This window comes from Sphingomonas sandaracina (assembly GCF_036663695.1).
In the GTDB taxonomy this organism is placed as follows: Bacteria; Pseudomonadota; Alphaproteobacteria; order Sphingomonadales; family Sphingomonadaceae; genus Sphingomonas.
Genome location: NZ_JAXOJK010000002.1, coordinates 345957 through 372631 on the forward strand (window position 1 = coordinate 345957; position 26675 = coordinate 372631).

Below are 26675 nucleotides of genomic sequence, written 5' to 3' on the forward strand. Positions count from 1 at the left end.
CCTTCGCCGGGGTGGGCGCTTACTTCGCGAGTGTGGCCTCACCCGAGATGGGCTGGACCGAAGCCGGCGCCGTCGTACCCGACGCCACCACGATCCGCCCGACCTTCGGCGCAACCGTGGCGCCCGGCATCGCCATCTGCGTCCCCTGGATGATCACCCGGTCGTTAGGCCCGATCCCCGAGCGCACGATCCGCAGGCCATCGACCACCGGCCCAAGCTCGACCGGCTTCTGGCTCACGACGTTCTTCGCATCGATCGTCAGCAAAACCTTGCGCGCCTGATCGGTCTGCACCGCATCGTCGGGCACCAGCAGAGCCTGCCGCGTCCCCGCACTCGCGAGGCGCATGTTGCCGAACATCCCCGGCGTCAGGAAATACCCAGGGTTGGCAAGGACGGCACGACCGCGGATCGTGCCCGACCGCTGGTCGAGCCCGTTGTCGGTGAAGTCGAGCTTCCCCTTCCAGCGGTGCTCGGTCTCGTCCTGTAACTGAATCTCGACCGCCGCCGGCGCCGCGCCGGGATGACGCGCGCGCTGCGTCTTGAGGTACAGCGCCTCGGACCCGTCGAACGTGAAGTAGATCGGATCGAGCGCGTTGATCGTCGTCAGCACCGTGCCGCCGGTACCTTCGCCGCCCGCGACCTGGTTGCCGGCATCGACACGGCGATCGGAAATCCGACCGCCGATCGGGGCGCGAACCTGGGTGAAGCCGACGTCCAAAGCGCGGGCGCGTTCGCGTGCCTGTGCTGCGGCGAGTGACGCCTGTGCCGCTTCGAGCTTGCCGCGAAGGGCGTCGACTTCGCCAGCCGAGACCGCCTCGTCTGCAACTAGTCGTTGAGCACGACCGAGGTCCGTACGCGCCAGCGACAGCGCACTCTTGGCGCTGGCAACATTGGCATGCGCCTCGGCCAAGGCTGCGGCGAACGGGCGGGAATCGATCGTGAAGAGCAACTGGCCCTTGCTGACGATCTCGCCGTCGCGGAAATGGATGCCGGTGACTTCGCCGGCGACGCGTGGACGGATTTCGACCGTCCGGCTCGGTGCGAAACGGCCGACATAATCGTCCCATTCGCTGACCTGCCGCACCAGCGGCGACGCGACCGTGACGGACGCAGGCGGGGGCGCCGCCATCGCCGCGTCGGGATGATCGAACATCTTAACGCCGACCGCACCGAGCAGCGCGATCGGCACGAGCACCATCGCGCCGCGCTGCCATGCCGGCCGTCGATGACGATCCGAGGGCGGCGACGCGGCGATGTTGGCGTCGTTCGCGGCCGTGATCGTGGTCATTTGGTTCACGCTGCGATGCTCCGCTTCTGCTGTGCGCCGACGCGCATGCCAGTGACGCTCTCGACGAGCGTCTCGATCTGGGCCTCGGCAAAGCCGGCGGCGAGGAAGTTCTGGATTTCGGCCATCGGCAGCGCGAAGCCGCGACGCCAGGCGTAAACGGCCATCCGCCGCAGTGCTTCCAGCCGGGGATCGGCGAGCCGCGACGCGGTGCTCAGGCCGAACAGGCTGCCCATTGCGCGCGACATGCGGCTCGGGCCGGACAGGCTGCGCAACGTGTCGCGCTTGGCAAGGGCGATGACGCTCCATTCCAGCGCGGAAAAGCCGGTCGGGGCGGGGGCGGCCACCGTCTGGGCGCGGCTGGTGACGGGCGAGGCGAACATGTTGTCGAGGTCGAGATAAGCCATGGGATTGTCCCCCTTTTGATCTTGGGCAAGCGCTGGCCTTCGTCGGTGGACGGTCCACCGACGTCAGCTGGTCGCAGGGCGTGCGCGGTCGTTGCCGGCACAGTCCCGTGCCGCGCTTGCCCGCTTGAATTTTCGAAAGTCCGGTTGGCCGAAGCCCCCCGGTGTTAGGTTTGAACCGTGGTCATGGGTTGGTGTCCCCGGTTGCCCCATCCGAAGTAGGAGGAAGCTTCGATACCAGTCGGTATATAAACCTGGCGTTCATCTAGTCAACAGACTTTTGTACCGGCCGGTATTTTTTATCGACTGCGTAACGATCTGTGACTTTCTTGCCCGCATCGCACGGCAAGGACGACGCTCTTACTTGGTCGGCCACATCAGCATGCTGGTTTCGACCAGCTGCTTCAGTTCGGTGCAGGTCGCGCCGGACCCGCCCTGGATAGACAGCCCCTGCATGATCGCGAAGAGGTAGCGCATCAAGGCATGCGACTCGAGGCCGTCGGGAAACTCACCCGCTGCCTTGGCTTCGTCGAACCGTTTCATCAACGCGGCTTCGGATGAGGCTCGGCGCTTGGCGACCTCGGCCTTGATCGGTTCGGCTTCGGCGCTACACGCGACGCTGCTGATGACGCTCAGGCAACCCTTGGGATCGCAGGTGCTAGTCTGCATCTGGAGCGCACCCCGGAGCAGGTTTTCCGCTACGGCGCGCGCGGTCGGCGCATCGAGCGCGGAGGTCATATAGGCCAGCTTCTCGCGCTCGTAGAGGTCGAGCGCCTTGTGGAACAGCGCCTCCTTGTTGCCGAACGCCGCATACAGGCTGGGCTTGGTTATCCCCATCTCCGCGGTGAGTTCGGCCATCGACGCGCCTTCGTAACCGTTGCGCCAGAACACGCGCAACGCACCCGCCAGCGCCACGTCGAGATCGAACTCGCGGGGGCGGCCCTTGGGGGCGGTGAGCGTGCACATGTTTATCATACCGGTCGGTATATAGGCTCGGGATGTGAAAAGGTCCAGTAACCGCAATGTCATACTCGACCGGTGTTTCGGTTGTGCAACCATTGCCGGATGTGCAGGTTGAACGAGAGAAGGATGATGCAAACGAAAGGACGAGATCATGGCCGACGAGGTGAAGCGCGCGATCGATCAAGGTGCTGATTATGCAAAAGCGACGGCGGACCGGATGCGTGACGGTGCGGACACGGCACGGGCCGGATTTTCCGAGAAAATCGTCGAACCTGCCAAGCGCGCCGGCGAAGCGATGAAGCAATCAGGCGAGAAGATCGCCGAAGGCGGTGCGACGATCGGCAAGACGATGATCGACCAGGCCGAGCAGAACGCGCGCGAAGCCTTCACCGCGATGCGCGAGGCGGCGAGTGCAAAGGATATCGCGCAGGTTATGAAGATCCAGGGCGATTACCTTCGCGAGCAGAGCCAGCGCAGCCTGACCCAGGCGCGTGAAATCGGCGAAATGATCATGCGTTTCGGCAAGGATGCTGTTGCCCCGTTGCGGACCACGGACAAAAGCTGATCGCAACAACCCTGCCGTGGACGCATTCGCGGCAGGGCATATCCGTCCGCCTTCAGATTCGGTAGGAAGGCCTCAAACCAAACTTACATGGGTTTTGCAGAGCTGATCGATGCCACCTTCGACAATTCTTGGACGTGCGACACGAACCAGCGTGATGCTGAGCGCGGATGTTTTCCAGGCCGGCCGTTCGGGCAGCACCGCCCACCGCGTGACCAACATATCGGAGACGGGGATGTGCATCGTCCAGCCGTCGGGTCTTACACCGGGTAGCGTCGTGGTCCTCGCGGTCGGCAGAATCGAGCACGTCATTGCCGACGTGGTGTGGGTGCGGGCAGGTTTGGCGGGTTTGCGGTTTCACGAGCCCGTGGACCTCGCTCTGGCAAAAACACGGCGACTGGCGGGCCACGTGATCGCCCCGCCGTCGGCGGGCTGGCTGGCGGCCCTGAATGATCCCTACGCAAGCTAATCCGGAGCGACGCGGGAGTGCCGAACTCCACGCACGCCGAGCCGCAACAATTGCGGTCATCGACGTGCCGGGAACAAAGCGGTTCTCAGCGACCCTGTAGTTTGGCCAGGATGCTCATCGACTGTTCGGAGCCCGACTGCGGCACGATCTCGCCGGCGCGGTCGATGATTGCCTCCCAGTTCGCCGCCACGCCCTCGACCGACAGATCGTCGCCGGTCAGCAGCTTGCCCTGGGTCAGCGTGACATACGCTGCCTGGAATACGCCCGCGCCGGCGCCGACGATCATGTTGGTCGGCGCGTCTTCGGACACCAGGAACACCGCGGCGGGAGCGACTTTGTCCGGAGAGAAGGCCTTGAACGCTTCCTCGGGGAAGATGTCCTGTGTCATCCGTGTGCCCGCGGTGGGGGCGATCGTGTTGACCTTGATGTTGTTCTTGGCGCCTTCGATCGCGAGCGTCTTGGTGAGGCCCGCGAGGCCCAGCTTTGCCGCACCGTAATTCGCCTGGCCGAAATTGCCGTAAAGGCCGGTCGACGACGCGGTCATCAGGATGCGTCCGTAATTCTGGCTGCGCATCAGGTCCCAGACCGCCTTGGTGGCGTTGGCCGAGCCGTTCAGATGGACGTCGACGACGAACTTGAAGTCGGCCGGCTCCATCTTGGCGAAGCTCTTGTCGCGCAGCACGCCAGCATTGTTGATCAGGACATGGACGCCGCCCCATTTTTCGGAAGCCCTGGCGACCATCTCGACCATCTGGTCGTAATCGGTCACGCTGCCGCCGTTCGATATCGCTTCGCCGCCGGCTGCCTCGATTTCTTCGACGACCTTCAGCGCGGCATCGGAATGGCCGGTGCCGTCGCGCGAGGCACCGAGATCGTTGACGACCACTTTGGCGCCACGGCGCGCCAGTTCGAGCGCGTATTCGCGACCGAGGCCGCCGCCGGCGCCGGTCACGATCGCGACCCGGCCCTCAAAGGTGATAGACATGGAAAAGGCGCCCCTCTCTTATAGTTGGAGCGCCTTTCCTAGAACGTAAAGCTGGCCGTGCAAGCGGCGGATCGCTCCGCCGCTTGCACGGTATCAGTCAGATATCAGCTTACTTGCCGCCGCGGTTGCGGCAGCCGTCCTTGACCGTCTTCGAGCACACCGGATACTCGGCGGGTGCCGGGGTCGGCGGGGTCACGGTCGGCTGGCCGAACGTCACGCGGGCTGCGCCCGGTGCTGCCATAGGCGCGCCGGCCATCGGTGCAGCGGGTGCTGCCGCTGGATCCGCTGGTGCAGCAGGTGCTGCCGGCGCAGCAGGTGCTGCTGGATCGGCGGGCGCAGCCTGATCGGCCGGTGCCGTCTGCATTGCGGGATCTGCCGGCGGCGTCGTCTGAGCGATCACTGGCGTCGCGAGAAGAGCGGCGGCGGCGAGAAGAATGGACTTCATACGAATCTCCTAAATGGGTGCACCATTTTGGTAGCGCGACATCTGAACGCACTAAGTCCTGCTTGGGTCCTTCGTTTCGCAACCGATTCCATTCGCCCCACCTTGGGACGGAGTCGTCATCCGCCCGTATCGAGCGAATAGCCCGCCGAACGGACGGTGCGGATGATGTCCGGACGCTCGCCGACGTTGATCGCCTTGCGCAGCCGCCGGATGTGCACGTCGACCGTACGGCTCTCAATATCGCTGTCATGGCCCCACACCGCATCGAGCAGCCGCTCGCGCGAGAACACCCAGCCCGGATGTTCGAGGAAATGCTTCAACAGGCGGAACTCGGTCGGTCCGAGCGACACGACCTCGCCTGAGCGGCGAACCTTGTGGCCGACCGTGTCCATCTCGATGTCGGCATAGCTGAGCGCTTCACCGGCAAGGGCAGGGCGGACCCGGCGCAACACCGCACCGACGCGGGCGACCAGTTCGCGCGGCGAGAACGGCTTGGTCACATAATCGTCGGCACCGGTCTCCAGCCCCCGCACGCGATCCTCTTCCTCACCACGCGCGGTGAGCATGATGATCGGCACGTTCTGAGTCTCGGGCGCACGACGCAGTCGACGGCACACCTCAATCCCCGAAAGCCCCTCGACCATCCAGTCGAGCAGGACGATGTCGGGCACCTTTTCCTTGGCGAGCAGCAGCGCTTCCTCGCCATCGGGGGTGTGCGCGATCTCGAAATCCTCGCGCTTGAAATGCCAGACCAGCAATTCGGCGAGGGCGGCATCGTCCTCGACCAACAGCATCTTCGCGCGTGCCATTATGCCTGCTCCTTCTTTATACCGCGTTCGCGATCGACCATCTGCGTGCCGGTAGCGGCGAAATAGACCATCTCGGCGACGTTGGTCGCGTGATCGCCGATCCGCTCGAGGTTCTTGGCGACGAACAGCAGATGCGCGACCTGGCCGATCGTCCTGGGGTTCTCGACCATGTAGGTGACGAGCGTACGGAAGATGCTGTCGTAGAAATCGTCGAGCGCGTTGTCGCATTCGACCACGCGGACGGCTTCCTCGGGGTCGCGCGCGGCGAACGCGTCGAGCACGTCGTGGACCATCTCGCTCGCCATCCGGCCCATCGCCGGCAGGATCGAGATCGGCTCGATCCGGTGCTCGCTCTCGATCATCGGCACGCGCTTGGCGATGTTCTTGGCGTAATCGCCGATCCGCTCGACGACACCGGCGATCTTCAACGCGGCGACGACCTCGCGCAGGTCGACCGCCATTGGCGCACGCAGCGCGATGATCCGCACGGCAAGCCGCTCGACTTCCGCCTCGATCATGTCGATCTGCTTGTCGGCGACGCGGACCTGCTCCGCGAGCGCGAGGTCGTTGCGTTGCAGCGCCTGCATCGCCTTGTCGATCGCGTCCTCGGCGAGCCCGCCCATCTGCGAGATCAACCCGCGGAGCTCGCCGATGTCGTTGTCGAAGGCCTTGACCGTATGCGTGTTCATGGTCGTTTCCCGACTCAGCCGTAACGGCCGGTGATGTAATCCTTGGTCCGCTCTTCGCGGGGATTGGTGAAGATGTCCGAGGTATTGCCGTATTCGACCAGCGTGCCGAGGTGGAAGAACGCCGTCTTCTGGCTGACGCGCGCGGCCTGCTGCATGTTGTGCGTGACGATCACCATCGCATAGCGGCCGCGCAGTTCGTGGATCAGCTCCTCGATCTTCGCGGTCGCGATCGGGTCGAGTGCCGAACACGGCTCGTCCATCAGGATGACCTCGGGATCGACCGCGATCGCGCGGGCGATGCAGAGCCGCTGCTGCTGGCCGCCCGATAACGCCGTGCCGCTGTCCGAAAGGCGATCCTTGACCTCGTCCCACAGGCCAGCACGGCGCAGCGACTTCTCGACGATCCGGTCGAGGTCCGCCTTCGCGCCGGCAAGCCCGTGGATCCGCGGGCCGTAGGCGACGTTCTCGTAAATCGATTTCGGGAACGGGTTGGGCTTCTGGAACACCATGCCGACGCGCGCGCGCAGCTGCACCACGTCCATGTCGGGCGAATAGATATCCTGGCCGTCGAGCTTGATCTCGCCGGTGACGCGCGCGCTGGCGACGGTGTCGTTCATGCGGTTCAAGGTCCGCAGGAAGGTCGACTTGCCACAGCCCGACGGACCGATGAACGCGACCACCTCGTCCTGGTCGACGTCGATCGAGACGTTGTCGATCGCCAGCTTGCTGCCGTACGAGACGGAGACGTTGCGCGCCGACATCTTGATCGACGGGATCTTCAGTTTGTTTGGCATCACCAGCGGGTCTCGAATCGGTTGCGGAGGTAGATCGCGACGCCGTTCATCGCGAGCAGGAACACGAGCAGGACGATGATCGCGGCGGAGGTCTTCTCGACGAAGCCGCGGCTGACCTGATCGGACCAGAGGAAGATCTGGACGGGCAGCACGGTCGCGGGATCGGCGAGGCCGGAGGGCGGCGCGGCGATGAACGCACGCATGCCGATCATCAGCAGCGGCGCCGTCTCGCCCAGCGCGCGCGCCATGCCGATGATCGTGCCGGTCAGGATGCCGGGCAGCGCGAGCGGCAGGACGTGGTGGAACACGACCTGCACCGGCGACGCGCCGATACCCAGTGCCGCGTCGCGGATGGAGGGGGGCACGGCCTTGATCGCGTTGCGCCCGGCGATGACGATGACGGGCATCGTCATCAGCGCGAGCGTGAGGCCGCCGACGATCGGTGCCGAGCGTGGCATCCCGAACGTGCCGAGGAATACCGCGAGCCCGAGCAGACCGAAAATGATCGAGGGGACCGCCGCGAGGTTGTTGATCGACACCTCGATCAGGTCGGTCCAGCGGTTCTTCGGCGCATATTCTTCAAGGTACAGCGCCGACAGCACGCCGATCGGGAACGCCAGCAACAGCGTGACGATCATCGTCAGCAGCGATCCCTTGAACGCACCCCAGATGCCGACCCCCGTCGCATCGGTCGAGTCCGCGGAGGTCAGGAAACCGGTGTTGAACCCGCGGGAGAGCGCGCCGTTCGCCTTCAGCCGCGCGACGATCGCTTCTGCGGCGATGGTACCGTTGCCCTTGGCGGCGACATCGATCGGGCTGGAGACGGGGACTTCGAACACCGACTTACGCTGGAGCAGCGACGGGTCGGCCTTGATCGCATCGCGGACTACCGCCCAGGCACCGTCGGAGAGCAGGTCGGTGCCATCCTTGCCGAACGCCTTGGTCGCAGCGAGATCGACAGCGCCTTCGAGACCGGCGCCCGCCAGCGCGAGATCGGCACCGCGTCCAACCAGGCGGGCCGGTTCGATCGGCAGCTTGGCGGCGGCGAGATCGACCGGCAGGGATACGCGCGTTTCGACGAACCCGCTGGCACCCTGCACCACCATCGTGATCAGCAGATAGGCGAGGAACGCGGCGGATAGCCACACCGCAGCGAGCCCGGCGAAGCGGAAGCGGCGCTCGGATGCATAGCGGCGGCGGATGCGCGACTGCATGGCCTGCGTCGTCCAGTCGGTCGGCACGCGGCGCACCGGTTCCGCAGCACTCACGGGCAGTTGGGGCACGAGCGTGTCACTCATAGGCTTCGCGGTACCGTTTGACGACGCGCAGCGCGACGATGTTGAGAAGGAGCGTAACCACGAATAGCGTCAGCCCGAGCGCGAACGCGGCGAGCGTCTTGGGGCTGTCGAACTCGGCCTCACCTGTCAGCAGGTCGACGATCTGCTTGGTGACGGTCGTCGTGCTGGCGAACGGGTTGAGCGTCAGCGTGGCGACACCGGAGGCGGCCATCACGACGATCATCGTCTCGCCGATCGCGCGGCTGACAGCCAGCAGCACACCGCCGACGACGCCGGGCAGCGCGGCCGGCAGCAGCACGCGGCGGATCGTCTCGGACGAGGTCGCACCCATTGCAAGGCTGCCGTCGCGCATCGACGAGGGAACAGCGGCGATCGAGTCATCCGCCATCGACGAGACGAACGGGATGATCATGATGCCCATCACGAGGCCGGCGGCGAGCGCGCTTTCCGACGACGCCCAGCTGATCCCGACCGATACCGCGAGGTCACGCACCGCAGGCGCGACGGTCAGCGCGGCAAAATAGCCGTAGACGACGGTCGGTACGCCCGCGAGCACCTCGAGGATCGGCTTCATCCACTTGCGCGTGTTGGGCGCGGCATATTGCGTGAGGTAGATCGCGCTCATCAAACCAAACGGAATGGCGACGATCATCGCGATCACCGCGCCGATGAAGAACGTCCCCCAGAACAGCGGCACCGCGCCCAGCGACGCGCCAGGATCGCGTGCGTCGATGACTTGCGGGCTCCAGTGCGTGCCGAACAGGAAGTCGGTGATCGGCACGACGGAGAAGAACCGCGCGGATTCGTACAGCAGCGAGGCGACGATGCCGACCGTGGTCAGGATCGCGATCAGCGACGCGCCGAGCAGCATCAGCATCACGACCCGCTCGACCTGAGTCCGTGCGCCGAACCCGGGCTTCACGCGCGTGAAGGCGAACGCGCCGCCTGCGAAGGCGAGCAGCAGTGCGAGCGCCGTGGCGATCCAGTCGTAGCGGGATTGCGCGGCGGCGTAGGACGGCGCCAATGTTCGCGCGAGCCCGTGGAACGCGCCGAAGCTGCGCCCTTCGGCAAGGCTGCGCGCTTCGGACAGGATCGATGCGCGATCGAAGCCGGGCGGGGGAAGCTGGATCGCTGCCGGCGTTGCGAGCACGGCGTCGGTGACGAGCGCCGGCGCGGTCATCGACCAGACGACGAGGAAAACGAGCGGGGGAATGGCCGTCCACAGCGCGACGAACCAGCCGTGGTGCGAGGGGAGCGAACTGAACCGCACCGTGCTGCCCGCGCGGAACCGCGTGGCGCGGACGCGCGCGGTGAGCCAGCCGATGAGGCCGAGGCCCAGGACGAGGAAGAGGAGCGCGATGGGGGACATCAGGCGTGCCCTACCATTGATACCGCTCGACGATGCGCGCTCGGCATCCCTAAAGCATACCCCACCCCGGCGAAGGCCGGGGCCCAATTGGAAAGGTTGAAGTAACCGCGCGCAGCATCAGCCAACGGAACGTTGCCCAGTTGGGCCCCGGCCTCCGCCGGGGTGGTGACCCTGTTGTGTAGTGTGGTCGCCGCCAAGCGCCCGTTCCCCCGCGGAGGCGGGGGCCCAGCTAAGTTCCGATATCGAGCTTGGCTCCTGGATCCCCGCTTTCGCGATGGAACCGTGAAGAAGGCAGGCATAGTGGACGAAAACCGCATCACGACAAACTCGCCGGCTCGAGAACCGTCTCGTTCGCGATGATCGCCGCCGACCGCGCCTGGACTTCCGCCGGTGCCGCGATCAGGCCGCGCTTCACCAGCGGGCCATCGACACCCCAGTTCGCTGCGTACAGCTTCAACAGGTTCCGCAGCCCCGGGATCGCGGTCAGATGCGCCTTCTTCACATAGATATAGAGCGGTCGGGATCCGGGATAGCGGTTGTCCGCGATCGTCGCATAGGTGGGCGCCACGCCCGAGATCGAAACGCCGTTCACGTCGTCCTTGTTCTCTTCGAGATAGCTGTAGCCGAACACGCCGATCGCATTGGGATTGGACTGAAGTTTCTGAACGATCAGATTGTCGTTCTCGCCCGCATCGACATACACGCCGTCCTCCCGGACTCGCGTGCAGAGCGCCGTGTGCGCCTCGGGATCCGACTTCGCGAGCGCCTTGGCGGTTGGATCGCTCGTCTCGCAACCCTTGGTCAGGATCAGCTCGGCCAGCGCATCGCGCGTGCCGCTGGTCGCGGGCGGGCCGTACACCTGGATCGGCACCCCAGGCAGCGCCGGGTTCACGTCGCGCCACACCCGTGCCGTGTTCGGCTTGCCGCCGGGATTGGCGGCGAGTGCCTTGTAGAGGTCGCTCGGCGTCAGTTGCATCTTCGGGCCGTTCTTCGCCTCGGCAAAGGCGATGCCGTCGATGCCGACCTGGATTTCCATCACGTCGCGCACGCCGTTCTTGGCGCACGCCGCGTATTCGCTCGCCTTCATCCGCCGCGACGCATCCTCGATATCGGGATGCGCGGCACCGACGCCTGCGCAGAACAGCTTCATGCCGGCACCCGTGCCGGTCGATTCGATCACCGGCGCCTTAGCATCGGGATCGTTCGCGACGAGCTGCTCGGCGATCATCGTCGTGAACGGGTAGACCGTCGACGATCCGACCGCGGTGATCTGATCGCGCGACCCAGCGCCGCCGCCGTTCGCCTGATCGACGCACGCGGCGAGCGCGCCCAACACGCCTAGAAGAACAAACCGCTGCACCAGAATTCCCGTCATGCACCGGCCTTAGCGGTACTTAAGACGATCCTGTGTGACAGTTGAGTTACCCTTTTATGACAGCGCCTTTGGTTGTCACGCCGCTCGGGGGCAGGATGACCGAAACGGTGGTGCCGACGCCGACCTGACTAGCGATATCGAGTCGCCCGCGGTGCCGCTCGACGATGTGCTTGACGATAGCGAGCCCCAGGCCGGTGCCGCCGAGCGATCGGCTGCGCCCCGCATCGGCGCGATAGAAGCGCTCGGTCAGTCGGGGGATATGGACGGCTGCGATCCCGTCGCCCTCGTCGCGGATCGACAGCCGGATCATGCCCGCGTCGTCGCGTCGCAGATCGATCGTGACCGGCGTACCGGCCCGCCCGTATTTCATCGCGTTGCCGATGAGGTTGTGGAGCATCTGCGACAGCTGGACGCGGTCGCCCGATACCGCTGCGATGTCCCGCGCGATCGTCGCGACCAGATCGCGGCCGCGATCGCCCGCGGCATCGGCAAGTTCCGCGCGCACATCGTCGACGAGCCGCGCGAAGTCGACCGCCTGATCGGGCAGGCGGAATTTCTCCGCCTCGATGCGCGACAACGAGATCAGATCCTCGACCAGCCGCTGCATCCGCCGCGCCTCGTCGTCCATGACCTTGAGAAAGCGCGCGCGCACCTCGGCATCCTCGCCCGCCTCTTCGCGCAGCGTCTCGATGAATCCGAGGATCGAGGCGAGCGGCGTGCGCAGTTCGTGGCTCGCATTGGCGACGAAATCGATCCGCATCCGCTCGGCGGCGTAGTTGCCGGTCTGATCGACGAGGTGGACGATGCGCTGCCCCTCCGACGTCTCGCTCAGCAGCATTTCCCAGCGCTGGTCGCGGGTGCCTAGCCCGACCAGTTCGATCGGCCGCTCCCCGTCGATCGGTCCCGGCGTACCCAGGCGTTCGGCGGCGGCGGGATGGCGGATCGCGACGCGCGCGTCCTCGCCGAGGATATGCGCGCCGAGCAACGTCCGCGCCGCCTGATTGGCCAGGGTGACACGTCCGTCCTCCACCAGCATCACCGGCGCGACGATCGCATCGAGCACTTCGTCCAGAACCGACGGCGGGGCGGACATCGTATCGTCCGGGGCAAGCGCCTCGTCGCCGGTTCCGGCGGCAACCAGCGCCGCGGCGACGCCGCCGACCACGGCGACGATCGCGCCCTGGATATCGCGGGTGATCACAAACACCGCGACCGAGGCCATGACGACGACGACGATCGCCCAGAAGGTACGCAGGCCAAATCCGGAAAGCATGGTGATCTCCAAGGCGCGTGGACATGGCGCGCCTCCGTCCTAGTTCGGTACGATCGGTGCGGCTATATTGTCAGCGCTTCAGGATTGTGAAAGGGCTTGGCGTATAACAGGGGCATCATGAGCGACGATACGCGACCAGAGCAGGATTCAGCCATGATCCCGGAAGACCGCGAGGACGGCGTGCCGACGCGTCGGCGTGTGCTGGCGTTGGGTGCGGTGGCGGCGACAGCGGTGGTTTCGATCCGGCCGGCGCTTGCTCAGACGGCGGGTTCGGTGCTCAATTGCGAGATTCCGGTGCCCGATCCGGGTCGCGCGGGCAGCTATATCGATGCCAATGGCCGGGTCGTTCCGGCACGCACCAGGGGTGCCTTTCCGCCGGCGTCGCGGCCGTTCAAGGGCGAAGCGGTCAAGCGATCGATGGCGACCGGCAGCAGCCTGCCCGGTACCGATTCCGAGCGCAGTCGCGCCTATGTGAACTATATCCGCCGGTTGCAGCGCGGCCAGGGCGGCTTCACCTGCTTCGCATCGTTGCAGATGCCGCGCGCCTGACGCCGTGCACCCTGACGCCGTCGACGACGCGATCTATCGAGCGCCGTCGGCGGACGGCCTGCTGATCGCGCCGCTCGACGAATTCACCGCGGTCTATCATCGTGCGTCGGGCATCACGCACCTGCTGACCGAACCCGCTCCCCAGATCCTCGCGGTATTGGGCGAGGCTGGATCGACGCTGCAAGCGTTGCTCGACCGGCTGGGGCAGGATTACGATCTCACCGACGGCAGCCACGACGCGTTGGCGGCCCGGCTCGACGAACTGGTCGAGGCCGGACTGATCGAAACGACATGAGGCATGCGTTTGCGGTGCGCATCGGCCCGATCGGCTTTCGCATCGGCTCCGACTGGCGGTCGCCGATCGCGCAGTTGGAGAGCCTGTACCGCGATTATCCCAAGCCGAACGACGGCGTCCCGGACTTCACCGTACGCCTTTTCGCGCGCCGACCCTGGCGCCGGCTCATTCGCCCCTCGGTCGAGATCGGTGGCGATTACATGCTGCCCGAGGCGGCGCCGTTGCCGTTGCGGCAGGGGCTGCTCGCGGCGGAGATGGCGATGAACCTGCAGATGGCGCTCGGCGCGCGGCGGTACCTGTTGCTCCACGCGTCCGCCGTCGAACGCGACGGTCGCGCGCTGTTGATGACGGGCATCTCGGGGGCGGGAAAGTCGACGCTGGCGACGCTGCTGGCTGCGAGGGGCTGGCGGTTCATGGGCGACGAGTTCGCGCTGCTCGATCCCGCGACGGGCATGGTTCATGCGTTTCCGCGGCTGATCAGCCTGAAGAACGAAGCCATCGCCGCGGCCGAGGCGGCATGGCCCAATGCCCGTATGGGGCCGTTGATGCCGGCGACACCTAAGGGCGACATTCGGCACATGGTACCCGATGCGCGCGCGATTGGGGCGATGGACGTCCCCGCGCGACCGGCGTTGCTGCTGTTCCCGCGTTATGGCTTTGCGCCCGAGGTCCGCATCGTCCAGCCCGGCGAGGCGTTCGTCCGGATGACGCAGGCCTCGACTAATTACGTGGCGCTCGGTGAAGCCGGGTTTCGTGCGCTTGCCGGGCTGATCGCGGACGTACCGTCGGTGGCGGTCGACTATCCGGATGGGGAAAGCGCGATCGCCCAAGTCGACGCGCTATGGGCCGATCTGTGACCGATGCCCGCGTCCTTGCGCGTGCACTCGCCGATCCGGCCACCGTCGTCGGGTTCGATGCCGATGCGTGGACCGCGGTGCTGGCGATCGCACGCGCAGAGCAGTTGATCGGGACGCTGGCGAGCCGTGTCGACGGGTTGCCCATGCCGGACGCGGTCAAGGCAATCCTCGCCGATGCCCGCGCCGGCGCTGCGCATGGTCGCCGCGCGGCGTTGTGGGAGGCGGAGATGGCGCGACGGGCGCTCGCCAGGATCGACTGTCCGATCGTGCTGTTGAAGGGCACCGCGTTCGTCGCGGCGGGGTTGTCGGCAGGGCAGGGGCGATCGATCGGCGATCTCGACATTCTGGTGCCGCGTGCGTCGCTCGATGCGGTCGAGGCGGCACTGCTTGCGGCCGGCTGGGAGTGGGTAAAGCCCGATCCGTATGACAACGTCTATTACCGGCGCTGGATGCATGAACTGCCGCCGTTGATCCACCGCGACCGCGACCGGATGATCGATGTGCACCACACGATCCTGCCGCTCACGGCGCGGATCACGCCCGATGCGGCGGCGCTGATCGAGGGAAGCGTCGCGCTTGGAAACGGACTGCGCACGCTGTCGGCGAACGGCATGATCGTCCATGCCGCGGCGCATCTGTTCGCGGACGGCGATCTGGCCGGCGGCCTGCGCAACCTGTGGGATATCCGCTGTCTCGTCGACGAGTTCGGGACCGATGGGCTGGACGCGGAGGCTGAGCGGCACGGGTTGCAGCGCGAAGTCGCGCGATCGCTGCGGCTTGTCTTAACGGTGTTTGGTGAAAGTCCGGCGCGCGGCGTCGATCGCCTCTACGTTCGCCGGATGACCGCCCGAGAAGGCTGGGGCAGGCCGACCCGACCGGTCACCCGCCTGGCCTTCTACATCCGTTCGCACTGGCTCCGCATGCCCCCGGCGATGCTCGCGCGTCACCTCTGGACCAAGTTCCGCAACGGTTAGGAAACTCAGGGCAGTCGCGCACCGCGTCCGCGCCGCACCGACCAGACGATCAGCAGCACGACCGTGATCGCCAGCGTGTCGGCGATCCAGTCGCGGATGTCGCAATCGCGGTGCAGCGACGGGATCGACTGCAACACCTCGATCAGCGCGCCGAGAAACGAGAAACGCTCGGCGATCCGGGACAGCCGCGCGGTCGGATAGGCCAGTGCCGCCAGCAACGCCATGGTCGCGAACGCCAGCATATGCTCGAACTTGTCGCCGAACTGGTCGATCGGCATGTGCGGTGGCTTTGGCAGCAGCGCCATCGTCACCGCGAACACCACCGCGACGACGAGCGTGAGGCGGAGAAAGCCCGTGCGGTTCATGCGCCGAGCCTTTCGAGCGTCGGCAGCAGTTCGCCATAGCCGTCGATCACCGCGTCGGCGCCGAGTTCCTCGACCGGCTGCATCAGGAAGCCGAAGCTGCACGCGATCGTCGGCAGTCCTGCCGCTTGCGCCGCCTGGATATCGAAGATCGAGTCGCCGACGAACGCGGCGCGTCCTCCACCGCCCCCGCTTTCTTGACAAAGCCTGACCATCTCGTGGATCGGCATCGGCGACGGCTTGGCCTCCGCCACCGTATCGCCGCCGAGGATGCAGGCGAACCGGTCGGTCAGGTCGAGCCGGTCGAGCACCGTCCGTGCGAACCGCTCGATCTTGTTGGTGACGATGCCGAGCGTCACGCCGCGCGCCGCCAGTGCGTCGAGCGCGTCGATGACGCCGGGGTACGGCGCGGTCAGCACGCAGATGTTCGCCTCGTAATAGGCGAGCAGCGTGGCGTGCAGCGTGTCGAGCATCGCCTCGTCATAACCGCCGGTCGCAGTCAAACCCTGCTTCAGCATATGCCGCGCGCCGCCGCCGATCATCGGCTTGACCTCCGCGACGCTCAGGTGAGAGCGACCGACCGAAGCCAGCGCATGGTTGACCGCGGCGGCGAGATCGCCGCTGGTATCGAGAAGCGTTCCGTCGAGGTCGAACCCGACGATGTCGAAATAAAAATGCGTCATTGTGGGGTACGCCTGCCAGTGGCGCTATGGAATTGGCAAGGCTTTCGTGGCAGCGATCCTTGCATGACGACGCATTCCAACGACCAACCGTTTCCGGCGCCTTCCCCCACACACCCGATCGCACGCCCGATCGCGGTCGTGATCCTTGCCGCGGGCAAGGGCACGCGCATGAAATCGGACCTGCACAAGGTGCTTCACCCGATCGCCGGGCGGCCGATGCTGCTGCACCTGATCGCGAGTGCGGCCGCGTTGCATCCGGCAAGGACGGTCGTCGTCACGGGGGCAGGGCGCGAGCAGGTCGAGGCGGCGGTCGCGCCGATGGGGATCGCGACTGCGCTTCAGGCCGAGCAACTCGGCACCGGCCATGCGGTCTCGCAGGCGCGGGCGGCGCTGGCGGGGTTCGAGGGCGACGTGCTGATCCTCTACGGCGACGTGCCGCTGGTCACCGCCGCGACGATGCAGCGGATGATCGACCGGCTGCACGGCGACGATACGCCTGCCGTCGTCGTGCTCGGCTTTCGGCCTGCCGATCCGGGCGCCTATGGACGCGTCATCGCCGACGCGGCGGGTCGGATGGACCGGATCGTCGAGTTTAAGGACGCGTCGGACGCGGAACGGGCGGTAACGCTGTGCAATTCCGGGCTGATGGCGGTGCGCGCGATCGACCTGTTCGCTCTGCTCGACCGGCTCGGCAACGACAATGCGGCGGGCGAATATTACCTCACCGATATCGTCGGGCTCGCGGGCGCGGCAGGCCGCGCGTCGGCGGTGATCGAGACCGGTGCCGACGAGGTGGCCGGCGTCAACAGCCGTGGCGAACTCGCGAGCGTCGAGGCGTCTTGGCAGGCCAGCCGCCGCGCCCAGGCGATGGCGGGCGGGGTTACGCTGATCGCGCCCGACACGGTCTGGTTCGCGCACGATACGCAACTCGGCCGCGACGTCGTTATCGAGCCGAACGTCGTGTTCGGCCCCGGCGCGCGCATCGAAGACGGCGCGACGATCCACGCATTCAGCCATATCGAGGGCGCGTCGGTCGGCAAGGGCGCGAACGTTGGGCCGTTCGCCCGCCTTCGCCCCGGCGCCGAGCTGCAGGCGGACGCCAAGGTCGGCAATTTCGTCGAGATCAAGAAAGCGATCATCGGCGAGGGCGCGAAGGTCAGCCATCTCAGCTATATCGGCGATGCAGACATCGGCGCCGGCGCGAACATCGGCGCCGGCACGATCACCTGCAATTACGACGGCTATCTCAAATATCGCACGGTCGTAGGCGAGGGGGCGTTCATCGGTTCGAACTCGGCGCTGGTCGCGCCCGTCACCATCGGCGCCGGCGCGATCGTCGCGGCAGGATCGGTCGTGACGCAGGACGTCGAGGCCGATGCGCTTGCGCTGGTCCGCCCGGCACAGATCGCCAAGCCCGGTTGGGCCAAGCGCTTCCGCGAACGGATGCTGGCGAGGAAACGGTCATGAAATCGCTGATCGTGCTCGGAGCCGTGGCACTTGCGGGATGCGCCACGTCGCAGGTGTCGCGCGATGCGGTAGCGCCGATGGTCGCGATCGAGCGTGCCGCCGGTCTCGCCCCCGGCGCCTATCCCGGCATTTTCGCGATGACCGTGCGCGCGTCGGGCCGGCAGGGGGCGCGCCTCTATCTCAACTCGGAAACCGACTACCGAGACCCGCGCAATCTTTCGGTCGAAGTTTGGCCGGTTGCGCAGGCTGAACTCGAAAGTCGGCTCGGCGCGCCGGCCGAGACGGCGTTGCAGGGGCGGACGATCCGCGTCGATGGCGAGGCGCGTCGGGTGCGGATCGACTTCACGACCGACGGCCGTCCGACCGGCAAATATTACTACCAGACCCATGTCGTCATCGAGCGGGGCGAACAGCTCCTCTCGGTCGACTGAACGAACGGACAGCAGCTAATGTGTGGCATTGTTGGAATTCTGAGCGGCGAAGACGTGGCGGGCCGGTTGCTCGATGGGCTGAAGCGGCTCGAATATCGCGGCTATGATTCGGCCGGCATCGCCACCGATCACGATGGCGCGATCGAGCGGCGTCGGGCGTCGGGCAAGCTCGTCAACCTTGCCAACGAACTCGCCGCGCATCCGCTGCCCGGCAAGACCGGGATCGCGCATACGCGCTGGGCGACGCATGGCGGGCCGACCACCAACAACGCGCATCCGCACGCCACCGGCGAAGTCGCGGTGGTCCACAACGGGATCATCGAGAACTTCAAGCCGCTGCGCGAGGAACTGATCGCCCGCGGCCGGGTGTTCACCAGCGAGACCGACACCGAGGTCGTCGCGCACCTGATCAGCGAGAAGGTCGAGGCGGGTATGGACCCGGTCTCGGCCGTCCGCGACGTGCTGCCGCGCCTGCACGGCGCGTTCGCGCTGGCGATCCTGTTCCGCCAGCATCCCGATTTGCTGATCGGCGCGCGGCTGGGCTCGCCTTTGGTCGTCGGGCACGGGGAGGGCGAGATGTATCTCGGCTCCGACGCGCTCGCGCTTGCGCCGTTGACGCAGCGGATCGCCTATCTCGACGAGGGCGACTGGGTCGTGCTGACCCGCGACGGCGCACAGGTCTACGACCGCGACAACGCGCCGGTCGAGCGTGCGATCACGATCTCGGGCGTGACCGGCGACCTGATCTCGAAGGGCAACCACAAGCATTACATGCTGAAGGAGATCTACGAGCAGCCGATCGTCGTCGCGCAGACGCTCCGCTCGTACCTGAAGCGGATGGAGGGGGAGGTTTCGCTGCCGATCCCCGAGTTCGATTTGTCCACGATCAAGCGCGTGACGATCGTCGCGTGCGGGACGAGCTTCTACGCCGGGATGGTCGCCAAATACTGGTTTGAGCAATTCGCGCGCGTGCCCGTCGACCTCGATGTCGCCTCCGAGTTCCGTTACCGCGCGCCGGTGATGGAAGACGGCGGCCTCGCCCTCTTCATCTCGCAGTCGGGCGAGACCGCGGACACGCTGGCAGCATTGCGCCATGCGAAGGCCGAGGGGCAGAAGATCGCGGTCGTCGTCAACGTGCCGACCAGCTCGATGGCGCGTGAGGCGGATTTGTTGCTGCCTACGCATGCCGGGCCGGAGATCGGCGTGGCCTCGACCAAGGCGTTCACGTGTCAGCTCGCGGTGCTGGCCGCACTTGCCGCCAATCTGGCGCGCGCGAAGGGCTTGCTGACGCGGGATCAGGAGCGCGAGATCGTCCGGCATCTGTCGGAGGCACCTGCCGCGCTGAACGGCGCGCTCGCCTATGACGAGGCGATCGAGGCGATGGCGCACAACATCGCGGGCGCGCGCGACGTGCTCTATTTAGGCCGCGGGACGGATTACCCGCTGGCGCTCGAGGGTGCACTGAAGTTGAAGGAAATCAGCTACATCCACGCCGAGGGCTATGCCGCCGGCGAGATGAAGCACGGCCCGATCGCGCTGATCGACGAGCATGTGCCCGTCATCGTCATCGCGCCGTCGGGCCCGCTGTTCGACAAGACCGTCAGCAACATGCAGGAAGTCATGGCGCGCGGCGGCAAGGTCGTGCTGATCTCGGATTACGACGGCATTCAGGCGGCCGGCGAAGGCTGCATGGCGACGATCACCATGCCCAAGGTCCACCCACTGATCGCGCCTTTGGTCTATGCGGTACCGGTGCAGTTGCTCGCGTATCATGTCGCGGTGCTGAAGGGCACGGACGTCGACCAGCCGCGGAATCTCGCGAAGTCGGTGACGGTCGAGTAATCGGCTTCGCATTCGAAGAGCAAACCCAACACCGATATACCACCCCGGCGAAGGCCGGGGCCCAATTGGGGGACGGAGGTAACTGAGGCGCGCTCCTACGTTACAGCGACCTTTCCAATTGGGCCCCGGCCTTCGCCGGGGTGGTGCTAAGGGCGGGGTATCCACGGATTTCTTCCCGCGCCCTCAAACCCTCGATTGACTAAGATTGTGCGCCGCGCCACAACTTGGCGCGTCGATGTCGGGCAACCGGCATGGCACCGCGCGGGAGAGCGTTTCCGGTCCTTTCAGGGCTGATGGAACCGCCGAAGGAGCAACCACCCCGGAATCTCTCAGGCACCAGAGACCGCGCGAGGCTGATCGACACTCTGGAAAGCGTCCTGGCGTTCGCGCCGAGGGCCACCGAAGGGGTAAGCGCTGGACAAGTCCGGCGCGAAAGCTCTCAGGTCCCGTGACAGAGGGGGTTTGGATCGCTGCACCGTCTGGTGCCGCGCGCCCCTTCGACGGAGACCATACATGAGCGACCCAGAACAGCGCGATTTTGCCAGCATCATCGACCAGGCCGACGATTACGTTGAGCCAGAGATCCTGCCGTTGCCGCTCGACGCATGGCACCGGGCGCACGGCGCGCGGATGGTCGCGTTCGCCGGCTACGAAATGCCGATCCAGTATGAAGGCATCATGGCCGAACACGCCTGGACGCGCGACTCGGCGGGGCTGTTCGACGTCAGCCACATGGGCCAGCTCGTCTTCTCCGGCGAAGGCGTCGCGCACGCGCTCGAAACCGTCCTGCCGGGCGACATCGCCGGGCTCGGCGAAGGCAAGATGCGCTACTCGCTGCTGCTCGCGCAGGACGGCGGCATCCTCGACGACCTGATGGCCACGCGTCTCCCCGACGACCAGCCGTCGCCCTTCTCTGCGGCCGATGTCGAGCCCGAGGCGTATGACCCGCTCCACCCTTCGCCGACCGCGAGCGGTAGTTTCTACGTCGTCGTCAACGGCGCGACCAAGTATGACGACATCAGCTATCTGATCGAGCATCTGCCCGACGACGTCACGATCAACATCCTCGAAGACCAGGCGTTGCTCGCGGTGCAGGGTCCCAAGGCTGTCGAGGCGGTCGCGCGGATCGTCCCCGGTGTCGACGGTCTCGTGTTCATGACCGCCGGCGCGTTCCACTGGAACGACGTGCCGTTGTGGATCAGCCGCTCGGGTTACACCGGCGAGGACGGCGTCGAGATTTCGCTTCCCGCCGAGCACGCCGTCGCGTTCGCCGACGCGCTGCTCGCGCTCACCGAGATCAAGCCGATCGGCCTCGGCGCGCGCGACTCGCTGCGTCTGGAAGCCGGCCTGCCGCTCTACGGTCACGACCTCGATCCGGAGATCACGCCGGTCATGGCCGACCTCGGTTTCGCGCTGTCGAAGCGTCGCCGCGAAGCCGCCGATTTTCCCGGTGCCGAGCGTATCCTCACCGAGCGCGAGCACGGCCCCGCCACCAAGCGCGTCGGCCTGATCGTCGAGGGCCGCCAGCCCGCCCGCGAAGGCGCCGAGGTGATCGACGACACCGGCGCCACGATCGGCCGTCTTACCAGCGGTGGTTTCGCACCCACGCTCGGGAAGCCGATCGCGATGGCCTATGTGCCGCTCGCGCTCGCCGCCCCCGGCACCCGCATCGAAATCGCGCAACGCGGCAAGGTCCACACCGCCACCGTCACCGCGATGCCCTTCATTCCCCACCGCTACGTCCGCGCAGGAGCCAAGTGATATGAGCCGTTACTTCACGCAGGATCACGAATGGGTCGATGTCGATGGCCCCGCTGGCAATTGGGTCGGCACCGTCGGTATTTCCGAATACGCGCAGAGCCAGCTCGGCGACGTCGTGTTCGTCGACGTCCCCGAAGCGGGCAAGACCTTGTCGAAGGGCGACGAAGCCGCGGTCGTCGAGTCGGTCAAGGCCGCGTCCGACGTGTATTCGCCGGTCTCGGGCACCGTCACCGAGGGCAACGCAGCGCTCACCGACGATTCCAGCCTGGTGAACTCAGATGCCGAAGCGGCGGGCTGGTTCTTCAAGCTGACCCTCAGCGACCCGAGCGAACTCGACAGCCTGATGGACGAAGCCGCCTACGCCGCCTTCGTCGAAGGGCTGTAACTTCACTGCACCCCTCCCTGGAAGGGAGGGGCCGGGGGTGGGTCGGCCGATTGGCTGACGGCACGGATCCCAAGCAGCCTACCCACCCCCAACCCCTCCCTTCCAGGGAGGGGGGAGTGCCGAAAATGCGCTACCTTCCCCTGACCCAGCCCGACCGTGCGGAAATGCTCGCCGTCATCGGCGCCTCGACCATCGACGACCTGTTCGTCGACGTGCCCGAAGCCGCGCGCCTCGACGGCCCGGTCCGCGACCTGCCGATGCACGCCTCCGAAATGGCGGTTGAACGCCACATGTCGGCGCTCGCCAAGAAGAACCTCACCGCCGGCGAAGCGCCGTTCTTCCTCGGCTGCGGCGCGTACAAGCATCACGTTCCCGCCTCGGTCGATCACCTGATCCAGCGCGGCGAGTTCCTCACCGCCTACACGCCGTACCAGCCCGAAATCGCGCAGGGCACGCTGCAGATGCTGTTCGAGTTCCAGACACAGGTCGCGCGGCTGCTCGGCACCGACGTCGCCAACGCCTCGATGTACGACGGCTCGACCGCGTGCTGGGAAGCGATCGTGATGGCGCGTCGCATCACCAAGCGGGGCAGGGCGATCCTCTCGTCGGGCCTCCATCCGCATTACGTCTCGGTCGCGAACACGATGGCCAAGTTCACCGGCGACGTGCTCGACACGACCGCGCCCGAACTGGTCGCCGACATGGACCTCGACCAGCTGATCGCGAAGATCGACGACGATACGTCGTGCGTCGTCGTCCAGTACCCCGACATCCTCGGCCGCATCGCCGACCTGCGCCCGCTCGCGGATGCATGCCATGCGAAGAAGGCGCTGCTGATCGCCGTCGTGACCGAGCCTGTCGCGCTCGGCGCGATCACCTCGCCCGGCGAGATGGACGCGGACATCGTCGTCGGCGAAGGCCAGTCGCTCGGCGTCGGCCTCCAGTTCGGCGGGCCTTACGTCGGCCTGTTCGGCTGCAAGGACAAATATGTCCGCCAGATGCCCGGCCGGCTCTGCGGCGAGACCGTCGACGCCGACGGCCGCCGCGGTTTCGTCCTCACGCTGTCGACCCGCGAGCAGCACATCCGCCGCGAGAAGGCGACGTCGAACATCTGCACCAACTCGGGCCTCTGCGCGCTGGCCTTCTCGATCCACATGACACTGCTCGGTGAAGCCGGCCTGCGCCAGTTGGCCGAGGTGAACCACGCAGGCGCGGTGTCCGCCGCCGAGCGCCTCTCGCAGATCCCCGGCGTGGAACTCGTCAACGAGAGCTTCTTCAACGAGTTCACGCTGAAGTTGCCCGTCGAAGCCCGCCCCGTCGTCCGCACGCTCGCCGATCGCGGCATCCTCGCGGGCGTGTCGCTCGGGCGTCTGTACCCCGGGCAGGACGCCCTTGCGAACGGCCTCGTCGTCGCGGTGACGGAAACGACCACCGCGGAGGACGTCGAAACGCTTGCCACCGCACTCCAGGAGATACTGGCATGAGCATCAACCAGAGCGGCTGGCGTCCGACCTCGCCCGAGGCGAACACGGGTAACGTTCCAGCATCGGTAACCGGCAACAAAGCCCTGATGCTCGAAGAAGCGCTGATCTTCGAGATCGGCGACGGCGAGACGACAGGCGTCGATTTCGACACCTTCGGTTCTCCTGCGAACGCAGGAGCCCAGGGTTCCAAGGACGCCGCTCGTAACCCTGGATTCCTGCGTGCGCAGGAAAACAAGCTGGGCGGGTTGCTCCGAACCGCACCCATCGGCCTCCCAGGTCTCTCCGAACCAGAAACCGTCCGCCACTACACCCGACTGTCACGCCAGAACTACGGCATCGACCTCGGCTTCTTCCCGCTCGGCAGTTGCACGATGAAGCACAACCCGCGCCTCAACGAGAAGATGGCGCGGCTCCCCGGCTTCTCCGACGTCCACCCGCTCCAGCCCGTCGACACGGTCCAGGGTGCATTGGAAGTCATCCACCAGCTCGCGCACTGGCTCGTCACGCTCACCGGCATGACCTCGGTCGCGATGAGCCCCAAGGCGGGCGCGCACGGCGAGCTCTGCGGCATCCTCGCGATCCGCGCCGCCCTCGAAGCCAAGGGCGAAGGCGCGCGGAAGATCATTCTCGTTCCGGAAAGCGCACACGGCACCAACCCCGCCACCGCCGCCTTCGCGGGCTATAGCGTCGAGGATATCCCCGCCACCGCCGAAGGCCGCGTCGACACCGCCGCGCTGAAGGCCCGGCTCGGTCCCGACGTCGCCGGCGTGATGATCACCAACCCCAACACCTGCGGCTTGTTCGAGCGCGACATGCGCGAGATCTCCGACGCGGTGCATGCGGCGGGCGGCTTCGTCTATTGCGACGGCGCGAACTTCAACGCGATCGTCGGTCGCGTGCGGCCGGGCGATCTCGGCATCGACGCGATGCACATCAACCTGCACAAGACCTTCTCGACCCCGCACGGCGGCGGTGGTCCGGGCTCGGGCCCGGTGGTGTTCTCGGAGGCTTTGACTCCCTACGCACCACTCCCGTTCGTCGAGAAGCAGGGCGACACGTTCGTCCTGATCGAGGAAGAGAATGCCGACGAGCATCATGCCGGCAGCTTCGGCCGCATGGTCGCGTTCCACGGCCAGATGGGCATGTTCACGCGCGCACTGACCTACATCCTCAGCCACGGCGCGGACGGCCTGCGCCAGGTCTCCGAGGACGCGGTACTCAACGCGAACTACATCCTGCGCAGCCTCGACGACACGCTCGACGCACCGTTCGGCCCGTCGGGTCCTTGCATGCACGAGGCGCTGTTCTCGGATTCCGGCCTCGCCGCCGGCTTCTCGACGATCGACATCGCAAAGGGCCTGATCGACGAAGGCTTCCACCCGATGACGATGTATTTCCCGCTCGTCGTCCACGGCGCGATGCTGGTCGAACCGACCGAGACCGAATCGAAGGCGGCGCTAGACCAGTTCATCGCCGCGCTCCGCTCAGTCGCCGAACGCGCGAAAGCCGGCGACCCCAGCCTCAAGACCGCCCCGCATTTCGCACCCCGTGCGCGCCTCGACGAGACGCTTGCGGCACGCAAGCCCGTGCTGGTGTGGAAGGATCCCGCGCCGCTCGCACAGGCTGCGGAGTAACGGTCCCGTCCAAGGAGGGTCGGTCCGAACGGAATAGATCGGATACGGAGCGCGTCCCACGCGCTCCGTCATCCTGACGAACGTCAGGACCCGGAGCCAAGAACCACAACGCCCGATTACTCTGGATCCTGACTTTCGTCAGGATGACGGGGAAGGGGCACTTCGCGCAAGACCGTCAGGCGATCGCCCGGTCGGTTTCGTCCTGCCGCCGAACATGTTCGCGCCAGACGATATACAGCCCGCTGGCGACGATGACCGGTGCGCCGAACCACGTCGCCTCCGCCGGCAGCGTGTCGAACACCAGCCAGCCGAGCAACGTCGCCCATAACAGGCTCGAATAATCCATCGGCACCACGACCGACACCGGGCCGAGGCGTAACGATGTCGTCATCGCGATCTGTGCAAGGCCACCGAAGATCCCGACGCTGGCGAGGCAAGCCCAGGTTACAGCATCATGCGGTTGTACCGCCCGCGCGTAGACCACCGACAACGGGATCATGGACAGCGCGGAGAACCAGAAGACCGTCGTCAAAGCGCTTTCGGTCTTGCCGATCTGCCGCAGCAAAATCGACACGCTTGCGGTTCCGAACGCACCTGCCAGCGCACAGCCGGCGCCCCATAAGGGGAAATGATCGCTGCTGCCCGGCTGCGCCACGATCAGCACGCCCGCGAATCCCGCCGCGACGGCGCCCCAGCGGTGCCACCCGGTCGGCTCGCGCAGGACCAGCGCTCCGAGGATGGTCGCGAAGATCGGCACGGTGAACCCGATCGTCGTCGCCTCTGCCAGCGGGAGTGCGACGATCCCGTTGAACGTGAACGCCATCGCCGACAGCCCGACGATCGCGCGGATGATATGTGCGGGCAGTCGTTTGGTGGCGATCGACGGCAGTCCGGGGCCTGCGGCGATCACGGCCGACACCAGCAGGCACGCGCCGAACTGTCGAAAGAACAGGATCTCCGACACGCTCGCGCCGTGTCGCTCGGCAAGCTTGATCGCGCTGTTCATCAGCGCGAAGATCACGACCGACAGCAACCGCATGCCGATGGCGGGGAGGATGCGGTCGGTGGGCATGCGTGGCTCCTACTGGCAGCAGGGCGCGCATCCCACCCCAAACCTCCACTGAACCTCCGTCATCCTGACGAAAGTCAGGACCCGGGATACCGCCCACACCGCTTTTGGCTTTGGGTCCTAACTTTCGTCAGGATGACGCGTGGCGGTGGGATGTGCGCC

The 26675-nt window shown here is 66.3% G+C and carries 28 protein-coding genes and 2 riboswitches; of the genes, 13 read left to right on the top strand and 15 right to left on the bottom strand.

All coding sequences use genetic code 11. The annotated features are described in order from the left end of the window. Positions 1-19: 19 nt before the first annotated feature. From U1707_RS06905 to U1707_RS06915, 3 genes are all read right to left on the bottom strand, one after another. Positions 20-1297 (bottom strand): efflux RND transporter periplasmic adaptor subunit, encoded by a 1278-nt coding sequence (locus tag U1707_RS06905; protein WP_443025661.1) that lies wholly within the window; start codon positions 1295-1297, stop codon positions 20-22. Further along, on the bottom strand, positions 1294-1692 hold the full coding sequence (locus U1707_RS06910) for a hypothetical protein (protein WP_332799354.1): 399 nt from the start codon (positions 1690-1692) through the stop codon (positions 1294-1296). Before U1707_RS06910 ends, U1707_RS06905 begins: the two co-directional genes overlap by 4 nt. Positions 1693-2049: 357 nt before the next feature. Further along, positions 2050-2664, bottom strand: a complete 615-nt coding sequence (locus tag U1707_RS06915; protein ID WP_332799355.1) for a TetR/AcrR family transcriptional regulator — start codon at positions 2662-2664, stop codon at positions 2050-2052. Between the two features lie 139 nt (positions 2665-2803). Here U1707_RS06915 and U1707_RS06920 point away from each other — a divergent pair, with 139 nt between their 5' ends. Further along, positions 2804-3217 (top strand): phasin family protein, encoded by a 414-nt coding sequence (locus tag U1707_RS06920; RefSeq protein WP_332799356.1) that lies wholly within the window; start codon positions 2804-2806, stop codon positions 3215-3217. Between the two features lie 109 nt (positions 3218-3326). After that, positions 3327-3683 (top strand): PilZ domain-containing protein, encoded by a 357-nt coding sequence (locus U1707_RS06925; protein ID WP_332799357.1) that lies wholly within the window; start codon positions 3327-3329, stop codon positions 3681-3683. An 85-nt stretch (positions 3684-3768) separates the two neighbouring features. On the opposite strand, the gene U1707_RS06930 is transcribed toward U1707_RS06925, so the two are convergent. The 9 genes from U1707_RS06930 to U1707_RS06970 form a co-directional block, all read right to left on the bottom strand. Beyond that, positions 3769-4668 carry an SDR family NAD(P)-dependent oxidoreductase gene (locus tag U1707_RS06930; protein ID WP_332799358.1) on the bottom strand — a complete coding sequence of 300 codons (900 nt, stop codon included), beginning with the start codon at positions 4666-4668 and terminating at the stop codon, positions 3769-3771. A 109-nt stretch (positions 4669-4777) separates the two neighbouring features. Continuing rightward, positions 4778-5113 (bottom strand): hypothetical protein, encoded by a 336-nt coding sequence (locus U1707_RS06935; RefSeq protein WP_332799359.1) that lies wholly within the window; start codon positions 5111-5113, stop codon positions 4778-4780. 116 nt (positions 5114-5229) lie between these two features. Continuing rightward, entirely contained in the window at positions 5230-5922 is a 693-nt protein-coding gene (gene phoB, locus U1707_RS06940; protein WP_055873047.1) for a phosphate regulon transcriptional regulator PhoB, read from the bottom strand. After that, positions 5922-6611, bottom strand: a complete 690-nt coding sequence (gene phoU / locus U1707_RS06945) for a phosphate signaling complex protein PhoU (RefSeq protein ID WP_332799360.1) — start codon at positions 6609-6611, stop codon at positions 5922-5924. Before phoU ends, phoB begins: the two co-directional genes overlap by 1 nt. A gap of 14 nt (positions 6612-6625) precedes the next feature. Next, on the bottom strand, positions 6626-7405 hold the full coding sequence (gene pstB, locus U1707_RS06950; protein WP_332799361.1) for a phosphate ABC transporter ATP-binding protein PstB: 780 nt from the start codon (positions 7403-7405) through the stop codon (positions 6626-6628). Then, a complete protein-coding gene (gene pstA, locus U1707_RS06955) occupies positions 7405-8703 on the bottom strand; it encodes a phosphate ABC transporter permease PstA (protein WP_332799362.1) in 1299 nt (432 codons plus the stop codon). The genes pstB and pstA overlap by 1 nt, the downstream gene beginning before the upstream one ends. Continuing rightward, the gene (gene pstC, locus U1707_RS06960) at positions 8696-10072 is read right to left on the bottom strand and encodes a phosphate ABC transporter permease subunit PstC (RefSeq protein WP_332799363.1); all 1377 of its coding nucleotides are present in this window, start codon (positions 10070-10072) and stop codon (positions 8696-8698) included. Before pstC ends, pstA begins: the two co-directional genes overlap by 8 nt. 316 nt (positions 10073-10388) lie before the next feature. After that, positions 10389-11447 carry a substrate-binding domain-containing protein gene (locus U1707_RS06965; protein ID WP_332799364.1) on the bottom strand — a complete coding sequence of 353 codons (1059 nt, stop codon included), beginning with the start codon at positions 11445-11447 and terminating at the stop codon, positions 10389-10391. A gap of 46 nt (positions 11448-11493) precedes the next feature. After that, positions 11494-12720 (bottom strand): ATP-binding protein, encoded by a 1227-nt coding sequence (locus U1707_RS06970; RefSeq protein WP_332799365.1) that lies wholly within the window; start codon positions 12718-12720, stop codon positions 11494-11496. Between the two features lie 153 nt (positions 12721-12873). On the opposite strand from U1707_RS06970, the gene U1707_RS06975 reads away from it, so the two are divergent. The 4 genes from U1707_RS06975 to U1707_RS06990 are packed head-to-tail and all read left to right on the top strand — an operon-like array spanning position 12874 to position 15395. Further along, the gene (locus U1707_RS06975) at positions 12874-13269 is read left to right on the top strand and encodes a hypothetical protein (protein ID WP_332799366.1); all 396 of its coding nucleotides are present in this window, start codon (positions 12874-12876) and stop codon (positions 13267-13269) included. A 4-nt stretch (positions 13270-13273) separates the two neighbouring features. Then, on the top strand, positions 13274-13564 hold the full coding sequence (locus U1707_RS06980) for an HPr-rel-A system PqqD family peptide chaperone (RefSeq protein ID WP_332799367.1): 291 nt from the start codon (positions 13274-13276) through the stop codon (positions 13562-13564). Then, a complete protein-coding gene (locus U1707_RS06985; RefSeq protein WP_332799368.1) occupies positions 13561-14421 on the top strand; it encodes an HprK-related kinase A in 861 nt (286 codons plus the stop codon). The genes U1707_RS06980 and U1707_RS06985 overlap by 4 nt, the downstream gene beginning before the upstream one ends. Then, a complete protein-coding gene (locus U1707_RS06990; RefSeq protein ID WP_332799369.1) occupies positions 14406-15395 on the top strand; it encodes a nucleotidyltransferase domain-containing protein in 990 nt (329 codons plus the stop codon). Before U1707_RS06985 ends, U1707_RS06990 begins: the two co-directional genes overlap by 16 nt. A 5-nt stretch (positions 15396-15400) precedes the next feature. Here the strand turns inward: U1707_RS06990 and U1707_RS06995 are convergent, their stop codons facing one another. Then, positions 15401-15760: a VanZ family protein gene (locus U1707_RS06995; RefSeq protein ID WP_332799370.1), complete on the bottom strand. Its 360-nt coding sequence runs from the start codon at positions 15758-15760 to the stop codon at positions 15401-15403. Further along, entirely contained in the window at positions 15757-16440 is a 684-nt protein-coding gene (locus U1707_RS07000) for an HAD-IA family hydrolase (RefSeq protein WP_332799371.1), read from the bottom strand. Before U1707_RS07000 ends, U1707_RS06995 begins: the two co-directional genes overlap by 4 nt. 63 nt (positions 16441-16503) lie before the next feature. On the opposite strand from U1707_RS07000, the gene glmU reads away from it, so the two are divergent. From glmU to gcvPB, 7 genes are all read left to right on the top strand, one after another. Then, entirely contained in the window at positions 16504-17907 is a 1404-nt protein-coding gene (gene glmU / locus U1707_RS07005) for a bifunctional UDP-N-acetylglucosamine diphosphorylase/glucosamine-1-phosphate N-acetyltransferase GlmU (protein WP_332799372.1), read from the top strand. Continuing rightward, a complete protein-coding gene (locus U1707_RS07010; RefSeq protein ID WP_332799373.1) occupies positions 17904-18338 on the top strand; it encodes a hypothetical protein in 435 nt (144 codons plus the stop codon). The genes glmU and U1707_RS07010 overlap by 4 nt, the downstream gene beginning before the upstream one ends. Before the next feature lie 18 nt (positions 18339-18356). After that, on the top strand, positions 18357-20180 hold the full coding sequence (gene glmS, locus U1707_RS07015; RefSeq protein WP_332799374.1) for a glutamine--fructose-6-phosphate transaminase (isomerizing): 1824 nt from the start codon (positions 18357-18359) through the stop codon (positions 20178-20180). A gap of 252 nt (positions 20181-20432) precedes the next feature. Then, a riboswitch (glycine riboswitch) is annotated at positions 20433-20536 on the top strand. Continuing rightward, positions 20537-20645, top strand: a riboswitch (glycine riboswitch). Between the two features lie 48 nt (positions 20646-20693). Next, the gene (gcvT, locus tag U1707_RS07020; RefSeq protein WP_332799375.1) at positions 20694-21941 is read left to right on the top strand and encodes a glycine cleavage system aminomethyltransferase GcvT; all 1248 of its coding nucleotides are present in this window, start codon (positions 20694-20696) and stop codon (positions 21939-21941) included. A gap of 1 nt (position 21942) precedes the next feature. Further along, positions 21943-22326, top strand: a complete 384-nt coding sequence (gene gcvH / locus U1707_RS07025; RefSeq protein ID WP_332799376.1) for a glycine cleavage system protein GcvH — start codon at positions 21943-21945, stop codon at positions 22324-22326. Positions 22327-22451: 125 nt separating this feature from the next. Beyond that, a complete protein-coding gene (gcvPA, locus tag U1707_RS07030) occupies positions 22452-23810 on the top strand; it encodes an aminomethyl-transferring glycine dehydrogenase subunit GcvPA (protein ID WP_332799377.1) in 1359 nt (452 codons plus the stop codon). Then, positions 23807-25444: an aminomethyl-transferring glycine dehydrogenase subunit GcvPB gene (gcvPB, locus tag U1707_RS07035; protein ID WP_332799378.1), complete on the top strand. Its 1638-nt coding sequence runs from the start codon at positions 23807-23809 to the stop codon at positions 25442-25444. Before gcvPA ends, gcvPB begins: the two co-directional genes overlap by 4 nt. A gap of 175 nt (positions 25445-25619) precedes the next feature. Here the strand turns inward: gcvPB and U1707_RS07040 are convergent, their stop codons facing one another. After that, entirely contained in the window at positions 25620-26516 is an 897-nt protein-coding gene (locus U1707_RS07040) for a DMT family transporter (protein ID WP_332799379.1), read from the bottom strand. Positions 26517-26675 lie beyond the last annotated feature (159 nt).

Bases quoted from the DNA above. Each gene is read 5' to 3' on its own strand.
- U1707_RS06910 (WP_332799354.1), bottom strand. From the start codon at position 1,692: ATGGCTTATCTCGACCTCGACAACATGTTCGCCTCGCCCGTCACCAGC.
- U1707_RS06915 (WP_332799355.1), bottom strand. From the start codon at position 2,664: ATGATAAACATGTGCACGCTCACCGCCCCCAAGGGCCGCCCCCGCGAG.
- U1707_RS06920 (WP_332799356.1), top strand. From the start codon at position 2,804: ATGGCCGACGAGGTGAAGCGCGCGATCGATCAAGGTGCTGATTATGCA.
- U1707_RS06925 (WP_332799357.1), top strand. From the start codon at position 3,327: ATGCCACCTTCGACAATTCTTGGACGTGCGACACGAACCAGCGTGATG.
- U1707_RS06930 (WP_332799358.1), bottom strand. From the start codon at position 4,668: ATGTCTATCACCTTTGAGGGCCGGGTCGCGATCGTGACCGGCGCCGGC.
- U1707_RS06935 (WP_332799359.1), bottom strand. From the start codon at position 5,113: ATGAAGTCCATTCTTCTCGCCGCCGCCGCTCTTCTCGCGACGCCAGTG.
- phoB (WP_055873047.1), bottom strand. From the start codon at position 5,922: ATGGCACGCGCGAAGATGCTGTTGGTCGAGGACGATGCCGCCCTCGCC.
- phoU (WP_332799360.1), bottom strand. From the start codon at position 6,611: ATGAACACGCATACGGTCAAGGCCTTCGACAACGACATCGGCGAGCTC.
- pstB (WP_332799361.1), bottom strand. From the start codon at position 7,405: ATGCCAAACAAACTGAAGATCCCGTCGATCAAGATGTCGGCGCGCAAC.
- pstA (WP_332799362.1), bottom strand. From the start codon at position 8,703: ATGAGTGACACGCTCGTGCCCCAACTGCCCGTGAGTGCTGCGGAACCG.
- pstC (WP_332799363.1), bottom strand. From the start codon at position 10,072: ATGTCCCCCATCGCGCTCCTCTTCCTCGTCCTGGGCCTCGGCCTCATC.
- U1707_RS06965 (WP_332799364.1), bottom strand. From the start codon at position 11,447: ATGACGGGAATTCTGGTGCAGCGGTTTGTTCTTCTAGGCGTGTTGGGC.
- U1707_RS06970 (WP_332799365.1), bottom strand. From the start codon at position 12,720: ATGCTTTCCGGATTTGGCCTGCGTACCTTCTGGGCGATCGTCGTCGTC.
- U1707_RS06975 (WP_332799366.1), top strand. From the start codon at position 12,874: ATGATCCCGGAAGACCGCGAGGACGGCGTGCCGACGCGTCGGCGTGTG.
- U1707_RS06985 (WP_332799368.1), top strand. From the start codon at position 13,561: ATGAGGCATGCGTTTGCGGTGCGCATCGGCCCGATCGGCTTTCGCATC.
- U1707_RS06990 (WP_332799369.1), top strand. From the start codon at position 14,406: ATGGGCCGATCTGTGACCGATGCCCGCGTCCTTGCGCGTGCACTCGCC.
- U1707_RS06995 (WP_332799370.1), bottom strand. From the start codon at position 15,760: ATGAACCGCACGGGCTTTCTCCGCCTCACGCTCGTCGTCGCGGTGGTG.
- U1707_RS07000 (WP_332799371.1), bottom strand. From the start codon at position 16,440: ATGACGCATTTTTATTTCGACATCGTCGGGTTCGACCTCGACGGAACG.
- glmU (WP_332799372.1), top strand. From the start codon at position 16,504: ATGACGACGCATTCCAACGACCAACCGTTTCCGGCGCCTTCCCCCACA.
- U1707_RS07010 (WP_332799373.1), top strand. From the start codon at position 17,904: ATGAAATCGCTGATCGTGCTCGGAGCCGTGGCACTTGCGGGATGCGCC.
- glmS (WP_332799374.1), top strand. From the start codon at position 18,357: ATGTGTGGCATTGTTGGAATTCTGAGCGGCGAAGACGTGGCGGGCCGG.
- gcvT (WP_332799375.1), top strand. From the start codon at position 20,694: ATGAGCGACCCAGAACAGCGCGATTTTGCCAGCATCATCGACCAGGCC.
- gcvH (WP_332799376.1), top strand. From the start codon at position 21,943: ATGAGCCGTTACTTCACGCAGGATCACGAATGGGTCGATGTCGATGGC.
- gcvPA (WP_332799377.1), top strand. From the start codon at position 22,452: ATGCGCTACCTTCCCCTGACCCAGCCCGACCGTGCGGAAATGCTCGCC.
- gcvPB (WP_332799378.1), top strand. From the start codon at position 23,807: ATGAGCATCAACCAGAGCGGCTGGCGTCCGACCTCGCCCGAGGCGAAC.
- U1707_RS07040 (WP_332799379.1), bottom strand. From the start codon at position 26,516: ATGCCCACCGACCGCATCCTCCCCGCCATCGGCATGCGGTTGCTGTCG.